The 17,000-nt window shown below is 43.0% G+C and carries 14 protein-coding genes and 2 pseudogenes; 9 read left to right on the top strand and 7 right to left on the bottom strand.

Annotated elements, in window-relative coordinates:
- The 3 genes from L4C33_RS11890 to L4C33_RS11880 all read left to right on the top strand — a co-directional run.
- Window positions 1-1,305: methyl-accepting chemotaxis protein (locus L4C33_RS11890; RefSeq protein ID WP_428812648.1), on the top strand; the 1,305-nt coding region annotated here is incomplete at its 5' end.
- Window positions 1,306-1,329: 24 nt separating this feature from the next.
- On the top strand, window positions 1,330-2,436 hold the full coding sequence (locus L4C33_RS11885; protein WP_428812647.1) for a porin: 1,107 nt from the start codon (window positions 1,330-1,332) through the stop codon (window positions 2,434-2,436).
- A gap of 9 nt (window positions 2,437-2,445) precedes the next feature.
- A complete protein-coding gene (locus tag L4C33_RS11880) occupies window positions 2,446-2,850 on the top strand; it encodes a phosphate ABC transporter substrate-binding protein (protein WP_428812646.1) in 405 nt (134 codons plus the stop codon).
- A 116-nt stretch (window positions 2,851-2,966) separates the two neighbouring features.
- Here the strand turns inward: L4C33_RS11880 and L4C33_RS11875 are convergent, their stop codons facing one another.
- The 7 genes and pseudogenes from L4C33_RS11875 to L4C33_RS11850 form a co-directional block, all read right to left on the bottom strand.
- Window positions 2,967-3,929 carry an alpha-L-glutamate ligase-like protein gene (locus L4C33_RS11875; protein WP_428812645.1) on the bottom strand — a complete coding sequence of 321 codons (963 nt, stop codon included), beginning with the start codon at window positions 3,927-3,929 and terminating at the stop codon, window positions 2,967-2,969.
- Between the two features lie 3 nt (window positions 3,930-3,932).
- Complete coding sequence (locus tag L4C33_RS11870) at window positions 3,933-5,438, bottom strand: inactive transglutaminase family protein (protein ID WP_428812644.1); 1,506 nt, start codon at window positions 5,436-5,438, stop codon at window positions 3,933-3,935.
- Window positions 5,439-5,453: 15 nt separating this feature from the next.
- Window positions 5,454-5,882, bottom strand: a pseudogene (locus L4C33_RS22765) (ATP-dependent zinc protease family protein); the annotation flags it as partial.
- Window positions 5,883-6,001: 119 nt separating this feature from the next.
- Window positions 6,002-6,197 (bottom strand): annotated as a pseudogene (locus tag L4C33_RS22760) (ATP-dependent Zn protease); the annotation flags it as partial.
- 126 nt (window positions 6,198-6,323) lie between these two features.
- Window positions 6,324-7,295 carry a tRNA 5-methoxyuridine(34)/uridine 5-oxyacetic acid(34) synthase CmoB gene (gene cmoB, locus L4C33_RS11860; protein ID WP_428812642.1) on the bottom strand — a complete coding sequence of 324 codons (972 nt, stop codon included), beginning with the start codon at window positions 7,293-7,295 and terminating at the stop codon, window positions 6,324-6,326.
- A gap of 58 nt (window positions 7,296-7,353) precedes the next feature.
- The gene (gene cmoA / locus L4C33_RS11855; protein ID WP_428812641.1) at window positions 7,354-8,082 is read right to left on the bottom strand and encodes a carboxy-S-adenosyl-L-methionine synthase CmoA; all 729 of its coding nucleotides are present in this window, start codon (window positions 8,080-8,082) and stop codon (window positions 7,354-7,356) included.
- Window positions 8,083-8,254: 172 nt separating this feature from the next.
- Complete coding sequence (locus L4C33_RS11850; RefSeq protein ID WP_428812640.1) at window positions 8,255-9,121, bottom strand: DUF72 domain-containing protein; 867 nt, start codon at window positions 9,119-9,121, stop codon at window positions 8,255-8,257.
- 287 nt (window positions 9,122-9,408) lie between these two features.
- On the opposite strand from L4C33_RS11850, the gene aspS reads away from it, so the two are divergent.
- The 6 genes from aspS to L4C33_RS11820 all read left to right on the top strand — a co-directional run.
- A complete protein-coding gene (gene aspS, locus L4C33_RS11845) occupies window positions 9,409-11,187 on the top strand; it encodes an aspartate--tRNA ligase (RefSeq protein WP_428812639.1) in 1,779 nt (592 codons plus the stop codon).
- Window positions 11,188-11,324: 137 nt separating this feature from the next.
- On the top strand, window positions 11,325-11,846 hold the full coding sequence (gene ruvC / locus L4C33_RS11840; protein ID WP_428812638.1) for a crossover junction endodeoxyribonuclease RuvC: 522 nt from the start codon (window positions 11,325-11,327) through the stop codon (window positions 11,844-11,846).
- A gap of 170 nt (window positions 11,847-12,016) precedes the next feature.
- Window positions 12,017-13,477 (top strand): methyl-accepting chemotaxis protein, encoded by a 1,461-nt coding sequence (locus tag L4C33_RS11835; RefSeq protein ID WP_428812637.1) that lies wholly within the window; start codon window positions 12,017-12,019, stop codon window positions 13,475-13,477.
- Between the two features lie 92 nt (window positions 13,478-13,569).
- Window positions 13,570-14,181: a Holliday junction branch migration protein RuvA gene (ruvA, locus tag L4C33_RS11830; RefSeq protein WP_428812636.1), complete on the top strand. Its 612-nt coding sequence runs from the start codon at window positions 13,570-13,572 to the stop codon at window positions 14,179-14,181.
- Between the two features lie 72 nt (window positions 14,182-14,253).
- On the top strand, window positions 14,254-15,261 hold the full coding sequence (gene ruvB, locus L4C33_RS11825; RefSeq protein WP_428812635.1) for a Holliday junction branch migration DNA helicase RuvB: 1,008 nt from the start codon (window positions 14,254-14,256) through the stop codon (window positions 15,259-15,261).
- A gap of 559 nt (window positions 15,262-15,820) precedes the next feature.
- A partial coding sequence (locus tag L4C33_RS11820; RefSeq protein WP_428812634.1) for a cytochrome ubiquinol oxidase subunit I occupies window positions 15,821-17,000 on the top strand: 1,180 nt, incomplete at its 3' end.

The following is a 17,000-nucleotide window of genomic DNA, read 5'->3' as shown; positions in this document are numbered from 1 at the left end:
GTCTCTGATCTTGCTTCAGCACTAGAACAATACCATCGAGTAACAACGGCTGTTGTAAATGACTTCATAGAAGGCGATGCCGACATGCAACAACTTGGTGCTCGTGCAGCAAACAATGCTCGTACATTTGAAATTTTGAAACAGCAGCTAACGCAATTAAAAACTACTCAGGCTGAGCATTTACGCAAGTTGATCGCAGATTCAGAAGAGTTTGCAGATACCCAATCATTTCGTTTTATTTGGTTCAACATCTTAGCGCTGTCGGCAATGATGTTTTGTGCACTTTATGCTTGGTTTAATGCGTCACGTATGACGAAAAATATTGTAGCGGTAACTGAGTCTCTTCGCAGGTTCGCATCTGGTGAAGGGGATTTATCGAAACGTATAGAGTTTGACGGTAAAGGTGACTTGGCTGCGTTGGTTGAACAGTTCAATCTCTTTGTCATTAGATTAGAAAGCACGATGGTTTCAACATCTAAGAGTGTTTCGAATTTAATGAGCATTACTGAGAAACTAACCTCGTTTAGTGACGAAAACAAACAAGTTACGTTTAACCAACAACAAATATTATCCAATACCACTTCAGATATTTCAGAGTTGATTCAAGGCGTAAACACAGTTTCGTCCAGTGCAATTGAAGCATCAAAAGAAGCAACCTCTGCAAATGAAAGTGCCTTGTCTAGTCAAGAGAATATTGAAAATACGATAGCCTCGATTACGGCTCTAGCTAGTGAAGTAGAACATTCAGCAAAGGTTGTTGAAGAGCTCGTAAGCTTTTCGAACAAAGTCGGCGGTGCCGTAAATACGATTGGGGAAATTGCTGAGCAAACGAACTTGCTGGCATTAAATGCGGCGATTGAAGCGGCACGAGCAGGAGACCAAGGTCGTGGCTTTGCGGTTGTTGCAGATGAAGTGCGCCAACTGGCTTCTCGCACCCAAGATTCAACCTCTGATATTCGTAGCATGTTAGGGGAACTCAATAAGATATCCGAAAGCGCTTCAATCGCCATGAATAATGGCGTTGAGAAAGCGAATTTGGGAGTGAAAGAGTCAATGCAGGTTGTTCACGTACTTGAATTAATCACCTCTAAAGTTGAGGTAATGACTGATTTAAATAGTGAAATAGCCGCGGCGGCAGAACAGCAACATATTAGTTCGGAAAGTATTGGTGGAAACCTGACGCTTATCGAGCAAACAGCAGAGCAAGCAAAAGAAAGTGTAGGGAACCTTTCAGCTCTTTCTGAAGAAATAGAGCGAGTGACCAATGAGCTACACGGTCTAACTCGCCAGTTTAATGTGGACTAATAATAAAACTAAAATGGATTTGATATGAAATATTCAAGTATTGCTTTCGCGATTGCTGCGACCTTAAGTGCTGGTATAGCCGTTGCCAGTGATGTAACTGTAAACGGTTTTGCAAGCGTAGGGGTGAGTAAAACAGATAATAAGTCTGGTTACGCAGGTGCTACAGACACTCCAGAATTTGAGTCTGAGAGTAAGTTGGGAGTACAAGGTACGTTCCGACCTAATGATAATGTAGAGGCAATGGTTCAACTTGTCGCTAGCGCTCAAGATACAGACGGTGACATGAACCGTGATGACTGGGAGCCAGAGATCACCTGGGCATATTTAGGTTATGAGTTTGAAAATGGTACGAAAGTGCGCGGGGGCAAGCTTCGTTTACCATTATTCATGCTATCCGACTACTTAGATGTGACCTACGCAATGCCATGGGTTCGTGGACCTGAAGAAGTCTACGGAAAGGTGATTATCAACTCTTTCACCGGTGCTGATGTGAGTTACGACCTTGAACTTGATGACTCTAGCATCACGTTTCAAGGCTTCTATGGGAATAAGAAAGATATTGTTGTTAACGGAACAGATGTCGACAAGCTACTTGGTGCTTCAGCAACGTGGAGCGACGATATCCTGACTTTACGTGCGGGATATACACAAGGTTCAATCGAGACGCCAGCATATACATTTGAGCACCCAACATTTGGGCCAGTAGCTGTTTCTGCATCAAGTGATAAAGCTAATTTTGCGAGTCTAGGATTTAGATACGAAGATCATGGCTACCAAGTGTTGAGTGAAGTCACTCAGACAGAAATTGAAGGTGGTTTCTCAGATAACATCAGCGGTTATGTGAGCCTAGGTTACTCGATTGACTCAATTACACCTTATGTGATGTTTGCGCATGTAGAAACAACGGATGATGACGAGCACGCCACAGTAACCCAAGCGACAGCACCGATCGATCGTGATGCTTACAGTGTTGGTTTACGTTGGGACATACAGCCTGGTTTAGCCCTTAAAGGTGATGTGACTTATGCTGAAAACAATTTGTCAGATGCTGATCGTGCAGCAAACTCATTTGAGCTGAATGGTGAAGAAGATACTTACATTTACACCATTAAAGTAGACGCTACGTTTTAGGAGAAAATTATGAAAGGAATCATGACTGCTGCACTAGGAATATTATTCTCGCTAAACGTTATCGCAGCTCCGGTTGTTATAGGCTCACCAGATCTACCGGATGGCTTATCTGCCTCTGATGTGAAGAAAGTCTATTTAGGTAAAAAAAGTAAATATAACGGTGGCGATTTTTCCGTACTAGAGCTGCCTACATCAGACCCAATTAAAGCTGACTTCCATAGCGCTGCTACCAATAAATCGCTGTCTCAGCTTGAGGCTTATTGGTCTAAGAAGCTCTTTACTGGTAAAGGGACGCCACCACCAGAAGCTAGCCAAAAAGAGGTGATTGAGCAGGTTGCTTCAGGATCACAACTGATTGGATATGTTGACGAGAGTCTGGTTGATGGCAGCGTAAAAGTATTATTGAAACTATAGATTTTTACTGACGTAACACTTGTTCGAAACCAAAGAAAAAGCCCTGAATATTCAGGGCTTTTTGCTATGCATTGAACTTTGAACTCAATGTTATATTTTGTATCAGGCTAGGCTAACTATGTACCTACGCCAAACTGCTTAGCGGCGTAAGCAACACGCTCTGCAGGTTTTGGGTAGTCTGCAGGCATACCAAGGTTTTCGATGTGGTGAAGCCTTGGAAGCAGCCCACAGCCATTGGCAATCTGAATAGCTAAGCCAGGGCGAGCATTTAATTCAAGTACCATAGGGCCTTCTTCCTGGTCGAGAACCATGTCGGTACCCATGTAACCAAGCCCTGTCATTTCCCAAGCGCTTGAAGCAAGAGTGAGTAGCTTTTCCCAGTGTGGGACTTGCAGTAATGCGAGTTCTTTCCCTGTATCTGGGTGGTGTGTGATCGGTTGGTCAAATTGAACTGCCCGTACAGCTTTACCTGTGGCGATATCAATACCGACTCCAACTGCACCTTGGTGCAAATTGGCTTTACCATCCGATGCCGATGTTGATAATCGCATCATTGCCATTACAGGGTAGCCCTTGAATACAATAATACGAACATCTGGAACACCTTCGAAACTGAAGCCTTCAAAACACTCATCAAATTTGATGAGGTTTTCCAYTACAGCAACGTCATTTTTACCACCTAATGAAAATAACCCAGCAAGTGCGTTACTGATGTGTCTTTCAACATCCTCTTCATTAATAGTTGAGCCTGAAGGTTTCGTATACACACCATCTTTATGGGAAACGATAACCAGAATACCTTTACCACCGCTGCCTTGAGCTGGTTTGATAACGAAGCCTTGCCACTCTTTAACCATTTTGTGAATGGTTTTCACTTCAGCTTGATGACCAATAACACCGATCAATTTTGGCACTGTTGCACCAGCTTGTTCAGCGATGATCTTAGTCTTTAACTTGTCATCCACTAATGGGTATTTTGAGCGGTCATTGTAGCGTCCAATATAGGCGCTGTTTCGCTTATTCATCCCCATGATGCCTTTATCACGGAGTTTGAACGGAGATGTCAGTTTATCAAACATAACTTAGTCCTCCGCTAGCGGTTTAAAGCGGCGAAGCTCGGTTAGACGGTAGCCTGTGTAGTTACCTAGTAGCAATATGGTCGCTAGAATAACAAGCTGTAAACCAATAAAGTTAAACGTTAAGTGCTGAATGAATGGGTTAGTCATACCTAAGTAAACAAGAATAGCGGTAAATAGAGAGCCACCACCTTGCAGCATAACTTCTTTCGCACCTTCTTCTTCCCAAAGGATAGACATACGTTCGATAGTCCAAGATAGGATGATCATAGGGAAGAACGTAATAGAAAGACCTTCGGTTAAACCAATCTTGAATGCAACAACGGTAAATACAGAAATAATCATAATTACGGTAATGATTACGGCTGATATTCGGGCTACGAGTAGTAGGTTGAGCCTAGATAAGTAGCTACGGATGATTAAGCCCGTACCAACAATTAATAGGAAACCAACAATACCAGTTACTAGCTGAGTTTGAACAAAGGCAACAGCGATTAGAACTGGCATAAAAGTACCAGATGTTTTCAGACCAATCAGCACGCGTAGGAACACAACAATTAAAGCACCAATTGGGATCAGCATAATTGTTTTGAACATCGCTTGCTCTTCAAGTGGCAAACTATGAATCGAAAGGTTGAGTAGCTGATCTGCAGATACTTTGCTATTGGTTGCTTCAGTTGGGCTAACTTCTTGAGCAATCATTGAGAAGTGAACTTTACTGTTTTGACCACCAACGACATCGAGCAATGAAACGTTAGATTCATCCCAAATTAACAGATTAGCTTGAGTTTGTTGTTGGCTCGACTTTGGTGAGAACAACACCCACTGGTCTTTATCCCAAACTTGAATCATGTTTTGAATGCTTTGACGGCGGCGACCATCTTCAAGCTCAATAACACCCACTAGCTTGTTTTGAATTTCAGCGTAAGACAGCAGCTTATGCGCAGCAGTTACTTTACTCATATTGTTAAGTAGTAAAGCTGAGTTTTGGCTGTCAGGATCGTTGAGTGTTTTAATTAGTTCACGAGTGAATGTTAGATTGTCAGCAGAGCGCTTGGTCGCACGATCAATAAGTGCTAACGCCGCTGCCTCTTCTGGGCCGTTGAATGTAGGCTTTTCAACCTCACCAACAGGAGGTGTTGCTTCAATTTTAGCTTGTTCATCAACTAAGAATTGAGTTTTGTAATAAATGGTTTGTGGCCCGTCAGCATGACGAATAGACCATTCGGCACGTCGACCAGACTCGGTATTCACATAAGAGATACCGTAACCAGGAGATGAAGCAGACTCACCGATTAAAGTGTAGTTAGATTGAGTGTGCGGTGCTGCAAGTGAGACTTTTGCTTCTTTACCTGTCGCATTAAATTCAACCCTTGCTTCGACATCCCAAACTTGACGGGTTTCACCTGGAGTCCATGGTACACCGTAAGTTGTGTGTCGAAATATACTGAGAGCAATACCCGCTACCAAAAGTAGCGCAATAGATATATAAAAAGGAATTTTTGACGTCATAGCTTACCCTAATTTTTATTTGTCTTCCGTTTGAACGTATTTCTTGCTTACGTCCACTAGAGCAATGTCCTTGATGAATTCTCGCCCTAGAAGTACAGGGTGGCTCATTTGAGAACGATCTGCCAACGTAAATTGCGCTTTTTCATGGATTTTTCCGACTTTTACCCATAATTCGATCACAGCTCGTCTTTCTGTCTCGTCATTTGTGGATTGGCGTATCTTTACGTAGCGAACGACAGGGGCTTGAATCCACTTTTGTTCAGAAACATCTTGTTTTGAATCAGCAAGATGAAACTTCACCCAGTTGTTCCCATTACGCTCGAATTCTTCAATATCAACGGCATTCAAAGAGGAAGTGGTAGCTCCTGTATCGACACGAGCATCGAAGTTCTGTCCGATAGAGTCAATGGTTACTTTTTCGACAGCGCCTAAAACTGTGTATTGTTCCTGAACTGGGGCTACAGGTGGAGGGGTTATAGCGACAGTTTCAGTGCCTTCATCTTGATCTATCTGGGATTTTTCCATTTCACTCAGATGAACATCCATTTGTTCAGCAAGGGATATCACTTCGGTTTCTAAGCTTTCGATGTAATCACTTTGATTACTCAATTGGAGTTCAAGGTTTTTCACCTGATTGGACATATTGCTTTCAGACTGTTGGATCGCCTGAAGTGTTTGTTGGTGGTATTGTTCACCGTTGGTGAGAGTACATCCTGAAAGTAGACCAATAGCGACTATTGGAGCAAAACGCTTGTACATATAAACCCTTTTTAATAAAAAATTACTGCTGACTATCCAATAGTTTAGCGTACAAAAAAGGATGCGTGAAGCATCCTTATGTAAGCGTCATGTCATACTAAAACTAGTTAGTAAAATTCATGTCAACTATGGTTTGTTTGCCACCAATACCGCACGTCTAGGAGCTGGATGGCCTTCAACCGTTTTACTTGGATCATTGGGATCTAAGTAATCAGGTAGTGAGTTGTGTGTCATCCACTCTGTTGTACGTTGCTCGCCAATCGTTGTGACATTTTCGTCGACAATTCTCACATTGTTAAAGCCAACTTGTTCTAACCAACGTTTTAAAGCGCGAGCTGAAGGGAAGAAGTATACGTTCCTCATTTGTGCGTAACGGTCAACAGGTACAAGTACCGCATTTTCGTCACCTTCAATAACTAGAGTCTCAAGTACTAGCTCACCGCCAGACACCAACTGATCYTTTAGCTGAATTAAATGGTCCAAAGGAGAACGACGGTGGTATAACACACCCATGCTGAATACTGTGTCGTAGGCTTCAAGTTTAGGCAGTTGTTCAATGCCTAAAGGTAATAGGTGAGCACGTTGATCGTCGCCCATCAGTTTACGAATGGCTTCGAACTGCACCAAAAATAGGTGAGATGGGTCGATACCTACACATAGACGAGCACCTTCACCAAGCATTCGCCACATGTGGTAGCCATTACCACAACCTACATCAAGAACACTGCGATTTTGCAGAGGAGTAATGTGTGGAAGTACGCGATCCCACTTCCAATCACTGCGCCACTCAGTATCAATATGAATACCGTGAACGGTGTAAGGGCCTTTACGCCAAGGGTGGAATGTCTTGAGTAGGCTTTCTAATTTCTTAGTTTCGCCATGAGAAAGTGGCGTTGAATTAGACAGCGTTACTGACTCTTTTAGGTCAACGTACTCTGGTTTCCCTTCTTGAATTTTAGCTAGCGCTCGTAACCAACGGTCAAAGTCGCCATGTTCAGCATTTTGCCAATCCGTAAGCTGCTGAGGAAGAATGTTTAACCAAGGCTGCAAGCGCGTGTCTTGGGCAATTAACTGATAAAAGTTAGCAAAATTGAACATGGAATATCTTACTATTTGGTGGAAAATTATTTAGAGCTTAGAGCTTAGAGCTTAGAGCTTATTTGATCGCGAACATCGAACCGAAGTTGAAACATTGGAACCAAACTTCGCAACTTGCAAATCCAATTTTGTTGAATCGCTCTTTATGAGTCTGAATTGAATCAGGACGCATTACGTTTTCAATGGCACTGCGCTTTTGGCTAACTTCTAACTCACTGTAGCCGTTAGCACGTTTAAAGTCGTGGTGTAGGTCAATTAACAGCTCATTTGAGTTCTCGTCATCAAATACATACTTCTCAGAGACAATCAAAATACCACCTGGACGTAAGCCGGTGTATATTTTTTCCAGTAACGCATATCGGTCTTCTGGTGAAAGAAACTGAAGAGTAAAGTTAAGTACGACAACAGAAGCATCTTTAATTTCTACTTCGCGAATATCTGCTTCAATAACTTCTACTGGGGTGTCACTGCGGTACGCGTTAACGTGCAGCTTACAGCGCTCAACCATAGCTTCTGAATTATCGATAGCGAAAATCGTACAGCCTTCTTGTTGGATATGTCGACGCATAGAAAGAGTGGCAGCACCAAGCGAACAACCTAAGTCGTAAACATTGGAATGCGGCTTTACAAAGCGCTCAGCTAACATACCAATCGCTGAAATAATGTTGCTATAGCCAGGAACTGAACGCTGAATCATATCCGGAAAGACTTCTGCGACCCTAGCGTCAAAGGTGAAATCACCAATTTTATCAATAGGAGCAGAAAAGATATTGTCTTTGTGGCTCATAGCGTTCTCTCTAGGCAGTAAGCAAATTAGGCTCAAAATGTTGAACCCAATAAAAGGGGGCGTATTTTACGTAATATTCGTGCTTATGTCACGCAAACATAGAAACGCCTAATGTTGAGCAAACAAATGGGCCAGCACTAACTTGAGTCAAATACGCTGAGGTTATAAAAAATTAGAACATTGATATCTGGTTGTTGCCTTTATTGGTCGGGAATTGAGCCAGTGAAGGCAGGGTCAGCTCTTTGGCTAAATTGGCGTAAAGCTTAACTGCCAGTTCCGGTGCTTCGACATTGTCTGGCGTATGGATCATTAGGTAGGGCTGCTTCCCTTGTTCTACCCACTGAGGAAGCTTATTTAACCAAGGTTTAAAGAAGTCGATATTTGCTGTTTGATCGGGGTGTCCAATAAAACGAATCATTGGGTTATTTGCCGTCGCAATGGCGTGTACAGGAACTTTAGGCTTTTTCTGATGGGCGTCTATAACCGCAGGTGTCGTTGGTGGCGCAGAAAAAACAGGGCGGCTATCCATAATGATGCGATTGATGCCCTCTTCGACGAGCCATTGATTGAAACGTTTTTCCGCGTCGCCTTTGTCAAAGAAACCAAGGTGGCGAACTTCAACACCTAGCTGCATCTCTTTTGGAAATAATGAACAAAACTTTTTCAGGGCGGGGAGCATGCTTGGTTCAAAGCTGTGTGGCAGCTGAATAGTCCATTGCCCAATACGATTGTGTAACGGGGCCATCACTTGTAAAAACTCTTTTAGCTCACCCTGGCAGTGCCTAAGTTGCTGCTGGTGGGTAATGAATTTTGGCAGTTTAAAAGTGAAATGAAAATCATCGTGCGTAGCGTTATGCCAATTATGAACGGTTGTCAGTGATGGGGTGGCATAAAATGTTGTGTTTCCTTCGACGCAGTGAAAAACGGATGCGTACTTTTCAAGACGCTCGGCCGGTTTTGTGCCTTTGCCATAAAAGGTCGATTGCCACTCAGAATGTGACCACATGGTTAGGCCAAGACGAATAGGTAATTGATGCATGTGACTTCCAAAGCAGTTTCAAATCAGTAGACAAAAACTACTGTACGAGACTTTTGCTGATTAAGGTACTTTCGAGATATAATTAGCGCAATTTTTTTGGTTTTGATGAATCTTTGCGCGTTTGATGTGCTAAAAAGCAGCAAAGCCAGATAAAACACAATAAATTCGAATGTGGAAGGTCGATTTTAAGCGAGTTTCCGCGTATAAATGTTCCTTTGCTCTGTCGTGTGGAATGACCACTGACAGCTTGGAAATTAGTAAATAATTAAGAGATTGGGAAATTCATTATGCGTACCCATTACTGTGGTAACCTGAACAAGTCCCTGGCGGGACAAACTGTAGAATTGTGCGGCTGGGTAAACCGTCGCCGTGATTTAGGCGGTCTTATCTTTATTGATATGCGTGATCGTGAAGGCATCGTTCAGGTAGTTGTCGACCCAGATATGAAAGATATCTTTGAAGTCGCTAGCCAACTGCGTAATGAATTCTGTATCAAGTTTACTGGTGAAGTGCGTGTACGTCCTGATAGCCAAGTAAATAAAGATATGTCTACTGGTGAAGTAGAGCTATACGCTACAGGCCTAGAAATCATTAACCGTTCTGACGCGCTACCTTTAGACTTCAACCAAACGAACTCTGAAGAACAGCGTCTTAAGTACCGTTACATCGATCTTCGTCGTCCAGAGATGAGCGATCGCATCAAACTTCGTGCACGTGCTTCTAGCTTCGTTCGTCGTTTCCTAGATGAGAACCTATTCCTAGACATCGAAACACCAGTACTGACTAAAGCGACACCAGAAGGCGCTCGTGACTACCTAGTACCAAGCCGTGTTCACAAAGGTAGCTTCTACGCACTTCCTCAATCTCCTCAGCTGTTCAAGCAACTGCTGATGATGTCTGGTTTTGACCGTTACTACCAAATCGTTAAATGTTTCCGTGATGAAGATTTACGTGCTGACCGTCAGCCTGAATTTACTCAAATCGATATCGAAACATCATTCATGTCTTCTCAAGAAGTACGTGATATCACTGAGCGTCTAGTACACGACATGTGGAAAGAGCTTCTTGACGTTGAACTTGGTCAATTCCCAGTAATGCCTTTCTCTGAAGCGATTCGTCGTTTCGGTTCTGACAAGCCAGATCTACGTAACCCTCTAGAATTAGTAGACGTTGCTGACTTGGTTAAAGATGTAGAATTCAAAGTATTCTCTGGCCCTGCGAACGACGAAAAAGGTCGCGTAGCAGTAATCCGTGTTCCAGGTGGCGCTAAGCTAACCCGTAAGCAAATTGACGGTTACGCAGAGCACGTAAACATCTACGGCGCGAAAGGCCTAGCTTGGATGAAGGTTAACGACCGTGCAGCAGGCATGGAAGGTATTCAATCTCCAGTTGCTAAGTTCCTAAGCGAAGACGTAATCAACGGCATTCTAGATCGCACTCAAGCGGAATCTGGCGATATCATCCTATTTGGTGCTGATAAGGCGAACATCGTTGCTGAAGCAATGGGCGCACTTCGTATCAAGCTAGGTGATGACTTAGAGCTAACAGACAAGAAAGCGTGGGCTCCACTTTGGGTTATTGATTTCCCAATGTTTGAAGAAGATGGCGAAGGTAACCTACACGCTATGCACCACCCATTCACATCACCACTTGGTGTGAACGCTGAAGAGCTAAAAGCGAACCCAGCAGCAGCTAATTCAGATGCAWACGACATGGTAATCAACGGCTACGAAGTTGGCGGTGGTTCTGTACGTATCCATAACGCTGAAATGCAAACGGCAGTATTCGGTATCCTAGGTATCGAAGCGCAAGAGCAACAAGAGAAGTTCGGCTTCCTACTAGATGCTCTTCAATACGGTACTCCACCACATGCTGGTCTTGCATTCGGTCTTGACCGTCTAGCAATGCTACTTTGTGGTACAGAGAACATCCGTGACGTTATCGCATTCCCGAAAACGACAGCAGCAGCATGTCTATTAACAGATGCGCCAAGCCTAGCAAACCCAGCTTCACTAGATGAGTTGGCGATTGCTGTTAAAGCGGCTGAAAAGAAAGTAGAAGCTTAAGTTCTTCGTTTTCTATAAGATGCAAGATAGCAGTAGATAAACATGAAATGCCCGTTAATTTAACGGGCATTTTTTTTATCGTCAGATATACTAAGCTCATAAATAAAAGCATGTATAAATAATCAGTGGTTTAAGTTGTGTCGATTATATTAGGAATTGATCCGGGGTCACGTATTACCGGTTACGGCGTTATCCGACAAAATGGCCGCCATCTGCACTACCTAGGCAGTGGTTGTATCAGAATGTCAGAGAAGGAACTTCCGGGTCGGTTAAAACAGATCTATGCTGGGGTTAGTGAAATCATCACTCAGTTTCAGCCCGATGTTTTCGCTATTGAACAAGTGTTCATGTCGAAAAATGCTGACTCAGCGTTAAAGCTCGGTCAAGCTCGTGGCAGTGCAATAGTAGCTGCTGTGAATGCAGATCTACCGGTTCATGAGTATGCTGCAAGGTTAATCAAGCAAGCAGTAACTGGCTCGGGTGGCGCTGATAAATCTCAAGTTCAGCATATGGTCATGAGTATGCTCAAACTTCCAGCTAAACCTCAAGCTGACGCAGCCGATGCCCTTGGTGTCGCTATTTGTCACGCCAATACCAATAAAACGTTAATCGCACTTGCTGGTAAAGCGACAGGAGCAAGAAAAGGACGTTATCGCTGAGTGCAATCTATATTTCTCCAGACAAAAGCACAGTCAATATTATTCCCCCGTTTCTCATTTACCTATGAAAATGAGACTTTCAAGACAGTTCAACAATAAGATGTTCGTGTTTACCTTAACAATTTAATAACATACCTTCTGGTCTAACCAGTAATTAAGGATGATTATCAATGAACCCAATCATGTGGTGGCGTTCGTTATTCCTCCCCAAGAGTCATAAATGGGGAAGTGACGAAACGAGGCAAGCCGATGTTTTACTCCTATTCACATTTATCGCGTTTATCGTAGGTGTTTATAGCTTTTTGAAATGGAGTAAACACGGTGAGGAATTGCTTGTTACAACATCAATTTTTCTGATCGCTTTAGAGCTTGTATCCGCCACTGTTCTTAAAGTGACCCGCAGGCCTATTCTGGCGTTGAATTTTGGTTTTATCGGTATGGCTGTTCACGCTCTGAATATTATTTATCAAAGTGGTGGAGTCGTTGAATCGACTCAAGCTTATTGGGTTCCATTACTGGTTGTTGCTTTTTTTCTATCAGGTACTCGGGTTGTCGCTTTAACATGGAGTGTATTGGTCATTGGGGTGTCCATCGTAATGACATATTCTCACCTCAACGGCGCAACGTTTCCTACATTGGAACTAAGCCCTAATGCCATTATCGTAGAGACCTGGTCCGGGGTCGTAATGCCTCTGGTGGTTATTTGTATCGCTCAGGCATTTACGGCTAAACAAAAAGAAGTGGCAATTGAACTCGCTGAACAAGCTAAGGCAGCAAGTCAAACTATTGCTGCTAAAGCGACGCAAAGTGAGGCGCAGCTAACAGTGGTTTTAGATCAGGCGAATGATAATTCTAAAAGCCTACATGGTGTTTCTATTCATTTAGACCAACAATCACATGACTTACATAGTCAGGTCGAAGCGCTAAATGTGAATTGTGAGTCTCAGGCGAGTGCGGCGGAAGAGATGAGCCAGCAACTTCATCAAATGACACAAGGCATCGAAGAGTCCAACACCTTCTTTAATGAGCTTAAAGTGAGAAGCGAGGCGGTAGGGACAAAAGCTAAGATAAGCTCAGAGTCACTGGTGGCATCAACTGATGCGATAAGCCAAATTATCGAAAGTAATCAAGAGATCGTACAAGTAGCCGATCTGATTACATCGGTTGCTGAACAAACTAATTTGTTGGCTTTGAATGCTGCCATAGAAGCAGCGAGAGCTGGCGAGCAAGGACGGGGTTTTGCTGTAGTTGCCGAGCAGGTTCGTGAACTATCAGCGAAAAGTAGCCAGTCTGCTATCGAAATTCGTAGTTTGCTTGACCGAAGTAAAGCCGAAGTTGAGCACGGAAGGGCAATAATTGAAACTACAGCAAATGAGATGAATAGTATCATCTCTGAAGTTCAAACGATTTCGTCAGATGTAACCCAATTGAGCGATATAATGACGATGCAGACAAGTTCTTTGCGTGAGCTCGATATCGCGAGTTCTGAAGTGGCTAGAAGTGTCGCTGAAACGAAAACTGTGTCGGGTTTAGTCTCTAATTATGGCGGTAATCTAAATGAGCAAGTCGAATCGGTTAAGCAGCTTGTCGACAGCTTGAATTCAGTCGTTTCTCAAGCTCAACGCGCCTAAATTAATCCCTCCAAAAACCATAAAGAACTGGATAAGCATCCAGTTCTTTTATATTCTGTTCGCAAAATATTATTCCACCAAGAGAGTGAATTGTGATCGGACGTCTTCGCGGTACATTAATTGAAAAGCAGCCCCCTGAATTATTAATTGAAGTCAGTGGTGTAGGCTATGAAGTACAAATGCCTATGAGCTGTTTTTATGAATTACCAAATGTAGGTGAAGAAGCGATTATCTATACTCACTTTGTCGTGCGCGAAGATGCTCAGTTGCTTTATGGTTTTAACACTGTGAAAGAGCGAGCATTGTTCCGTGAAGTGATTAAAGCTAACGGAGTCGGGCCAAAGCTTGGTCTAGGTATACTTTCTGGCATGACAGCAAGTCAATTTGTTCAGAGTGTTGAACGTGAAGATATTTCAACTCTTGTGAAGCTTCCGGGTGTTGGTAAGAAAACCGCTGAACGACTCGTTGTTGAAATGAAAGATCGCCTGAAAGGGTGGGGTGCTGGTGATCTATTTACTCCAGCTACAGACGCGGCACCAATTGATTCTACACCGGTTGTGCATGATGCTGGTGAAGAGGCCGTAAGTGCGTTGTTGGCGCTAGGTTATAAACCGACTCAAGCATCAAAAGTTGTTTCGCAAGTTGCTAAAGAAGGCATGACAAGCGAGCAGCTTATCAGAGAAGCTCTTAAATCGATGGTTTAATACCGTATAAACCTATTTTACAAAACAGACTCATTCACTTTGCTGTAAGCGAAGTTAGGAATAGCAGAATTTATGATTGAAGCCGATCGCCTGATTGCACCTGATAACCCAGTATTCAAAGATGAAGACATTATTGATCGTGCCATACGCCCTAAAGCGCTTTCTGATTACCGAGGTCAAGATCACGTACGTGATCAGATGGAGATTTTTATTAAGGCGGCTCAGCTACGTAATGAAGCTCTTGATCACCTATTGATTTTTGGTCCTCCAGGCTTAGGTAAGACTACGCTGGCGAACATCGTTGCCAATGAAATGGAAGTTAACATACGTACCACATCAGGTCCTGTACTTGAAAAGGCTGGAGATCTGGCAGCACTTCTGACCAACCTGGAAGAAAATGATGTGTTGTTCATTGACGAAATCCACCGTCTTAGCCCAGTAGTAGAAGAAGTGCTGTATCCGGCGATGGAAGATTATCAGCTTGATATTATGATTGGTGAAGGGCCTGCAGCTCGTTCTATTAAGATTGATCTACCTCCATTTACCTTAATTGGCGCGACAACTCGTGCTGGTTCTTTAACTTCTCCGCTGAGAGACCGATTTGGTATTACTCAACGTTTGGAATACTACAAAGTTGAAGATCTCCAACACATTGTTCAGCGAAGTGCAGATTGTTTAAATCTGCCTATGGAAGCTGACGGAGCATTAGAAGTCGCGAGGCGTGCTCGTGGTACTCCACGTATTGCGAACCGTTTATTACGTCGTGTCCGTGATTATGCTGAAGTTAAGGGTGATGGCCATATCACCGCCGAAGTTGCGGATAAAGCGCTTAATATGCTGGATGTTGATGCCAAAGGTTTTGACTATATGGATAGGAAGTTGTTACTTTCCATAATGGAAAAATTTGGCGGAGGCCCTGTTGGTGTCGACAATATGGCTGCTGCAATAGGTGAGGAGAGAGATACTATCGAAGATGTCCTTGAACCTTATCTCATTCAGCAAGGTTACTTGCAGCGCACGCCAAGAGGGCGAATTGCAACAGATCGAGCTTATCTTCACTTTGGAATTGATAAGCCGTAATACAAAGTAGAAAGACTGAAATCTTAAAACCCAGATGCATATGCTCTGGGTTTTTTTGTTATTTAGACGGATATCGCCTTGAGCTATTCGAGGTTACCGTTCATGATTGCTTTTCATTAATGAAAACATTGATCCCATTTTTGTTGAGTGCGTGTCAAATGACATAACTTGTCACATTTCTTGTTAATACTTTATGGTTAGTTGTTGTTAGTGTGTTGAGAGCCTGGTTTAGTTATGTCAAAGACATCATTATTACTTATTACCAAAAGGTAATTTGCTGTGATTTTGCTCATAATTGCTCAAAAATACCTCTAGTTTGCTTGAATAATATTGATACAAATCAACGCAAGGATCTCCTATAAACCTTTTGAAACATACTAGTTTTACCAGTAATATTAGCGCCAGCTATATTAGCTCATGCTTAACAATAATCTAACTATAACGGTACGTTTTTGCTACAAACTTAAACTTGTAATAACAATTGCATTTATTGTTTAACATTGTTTTGTTGGAGCAGATAACCACACAAGTGTCACTCAGCCGACACAAAGGAGTTACCATGATTGATGTTGTTGATCTGTCGCGATTGCAGTTTGCATTTACAGCGATGTATCACTTCCTATTTGTTCCACTGACTTTAGGTATGGCGTTTCTTCTTGCCATTATGGAGTCGGTTTATGTAATGACCGGCAAGCAAATTTACAAGGACATGACCAAGTTCTGGGGTAAATTGTTTGGTATTAACTTTGCTCTAGGTGTAGCGACAGGCTTAACCATGGAGTTCCAGTTCGGTACTAACTGGTCTTACTATTCTCACTATGTTGGCGACATCTTTGGTGCACCGCTAGCAATCGAAGCGCTTGTTGCATTCTTCCTAGAGTCTACCTTTGTTGGCCTTTTCTTCTTCGGTTGGGACAGATTGTCAAAGCGTCAGCACTTAGCGGTTACTTGGTTGGTAGCACTAGGTTCTAACTTCTCTGCTCTATGGATTCTTGTTGCGAATGGCTGGATGCAAAACCCAGTTGGCGCAGAATTTAACTTCGAAACTATGCGTATGGAAATGGTTAGCTTTGCAGAAGTGGTGTTAAACCCAGTTGCACAAGTTAAATTCGTTCATACGGTGGCTTCTGGCTACACTACTGGTGCTATGTTCATTCTAGGTATCAGTTCATACTACATTCTTAAAGGTCGTGACCTTGCCTTTGCTCGTCGTTCTTTTGCGATTGCAGCATCTTTTGGTATGGCGGCGATCCTATCAGTAATCGTACTGGGTGATGAATCTGGTTACGAGCTTGGTGAAGTTCAGAAAGTGAAGCTTGCAGCGATTGAAGCTGAATGGCACACAGAAGAAGCACCAGCTGCATTTACTGTGTTCGGTGTTCCGAACCAAGAAACAATGCACACTGACTACGCAATTAAAATCCCTTACGTAATGGGTATCATTGCAACGCGTTCATTCGATACTGAAGTAACTGGCTTGCGTGACCTACGTGATGATCACGTTGATCGTATCCGTACAGGTATGTACGCATACGAGCTTCTTGAAAAGCTACGTGCTGGTGAAAAATCAGAAGAGAATATCGCTGCGTTTGACGAAGTGAAAGGTGACCTTGGTTACGGTCTACTTCTTAAGCGTTATACAGACGACGTTGTGGATGCAACAGAAGATCAAATTCAAATGGCTGCGGATGATTCAATCCCAACTGTTTGGCCTCTATTTTGGTCATTCCGTCTAATGG

Origin of the sequence: Vibrio makurazakiensis, assembly GCF_050337375.1 — a bacterium.
Taxonomy (GTDB): Bacteria; Pseudomonadota; Gammaproteobacteria; order Enterobacterales; family Vibrionaceae; genus Vibrio; species Vibrio makurazakiensis.
Note: the sequence above shows the minus strand (reverse complement) of the source record. Positions and strands in the feature narration are given on the sequence as shown.

What these genes read in the sequence shown, in the direction of transcription:
- L4C33_RS11885 (WP_428812647.1), top strand. Translation starts at nt 1,330, where the DNA reads ATGAAATATTCAAGTATTGCTTTCGCGATTGCTGCGACCTTAAGTGCT.
- L4C33_RS11880 (WP_428812646.1), top strand. Translation starts at nt 2,446, where the DNA reads ATGAAAGGAATCATGACTGCTGCACTAGGAATATTATTCTCGCTAAAC.
- L4C33_RS11870 (WP_428812644.1), bottom strand. Translation starts at nt 5,438, where the DNA reads ATGACGTCAAAAATTCCTTTTTATATATCTATTGCGCTACTTTTGGTA.
- cmoA (WP_428812641.1), bottom strand. Translation starts at nt 8,082, where the DNA reads ATGAGCCACAAAGACAATATCTTTTCTGCTCCTATTGATAAAATTGGT.
- L4C33_RS11850 (WP_428812640.1), bottom strand. Translation starts at nt 9,121, where the DNA reads ATGCATCAATTACCTATTCGTCTTGGCCTAACCATGTGGTCACATTCT.
- L4C33_RS11835 (WP_428812637.1), top strand. Translation starts at nt 12,017, where the DNA reads ATGAACCCAATCATGTGGTGGCGTTCGTTATTCCTCCCCAAGAGTCAT.
- ruvB (WP_428812635.1), top strand. Translation starts at nt 14,254, where the DNA reads ATGATTGAAGCCGATCGCCTGATTGCACCTGATAACCCAGTATTCAAA.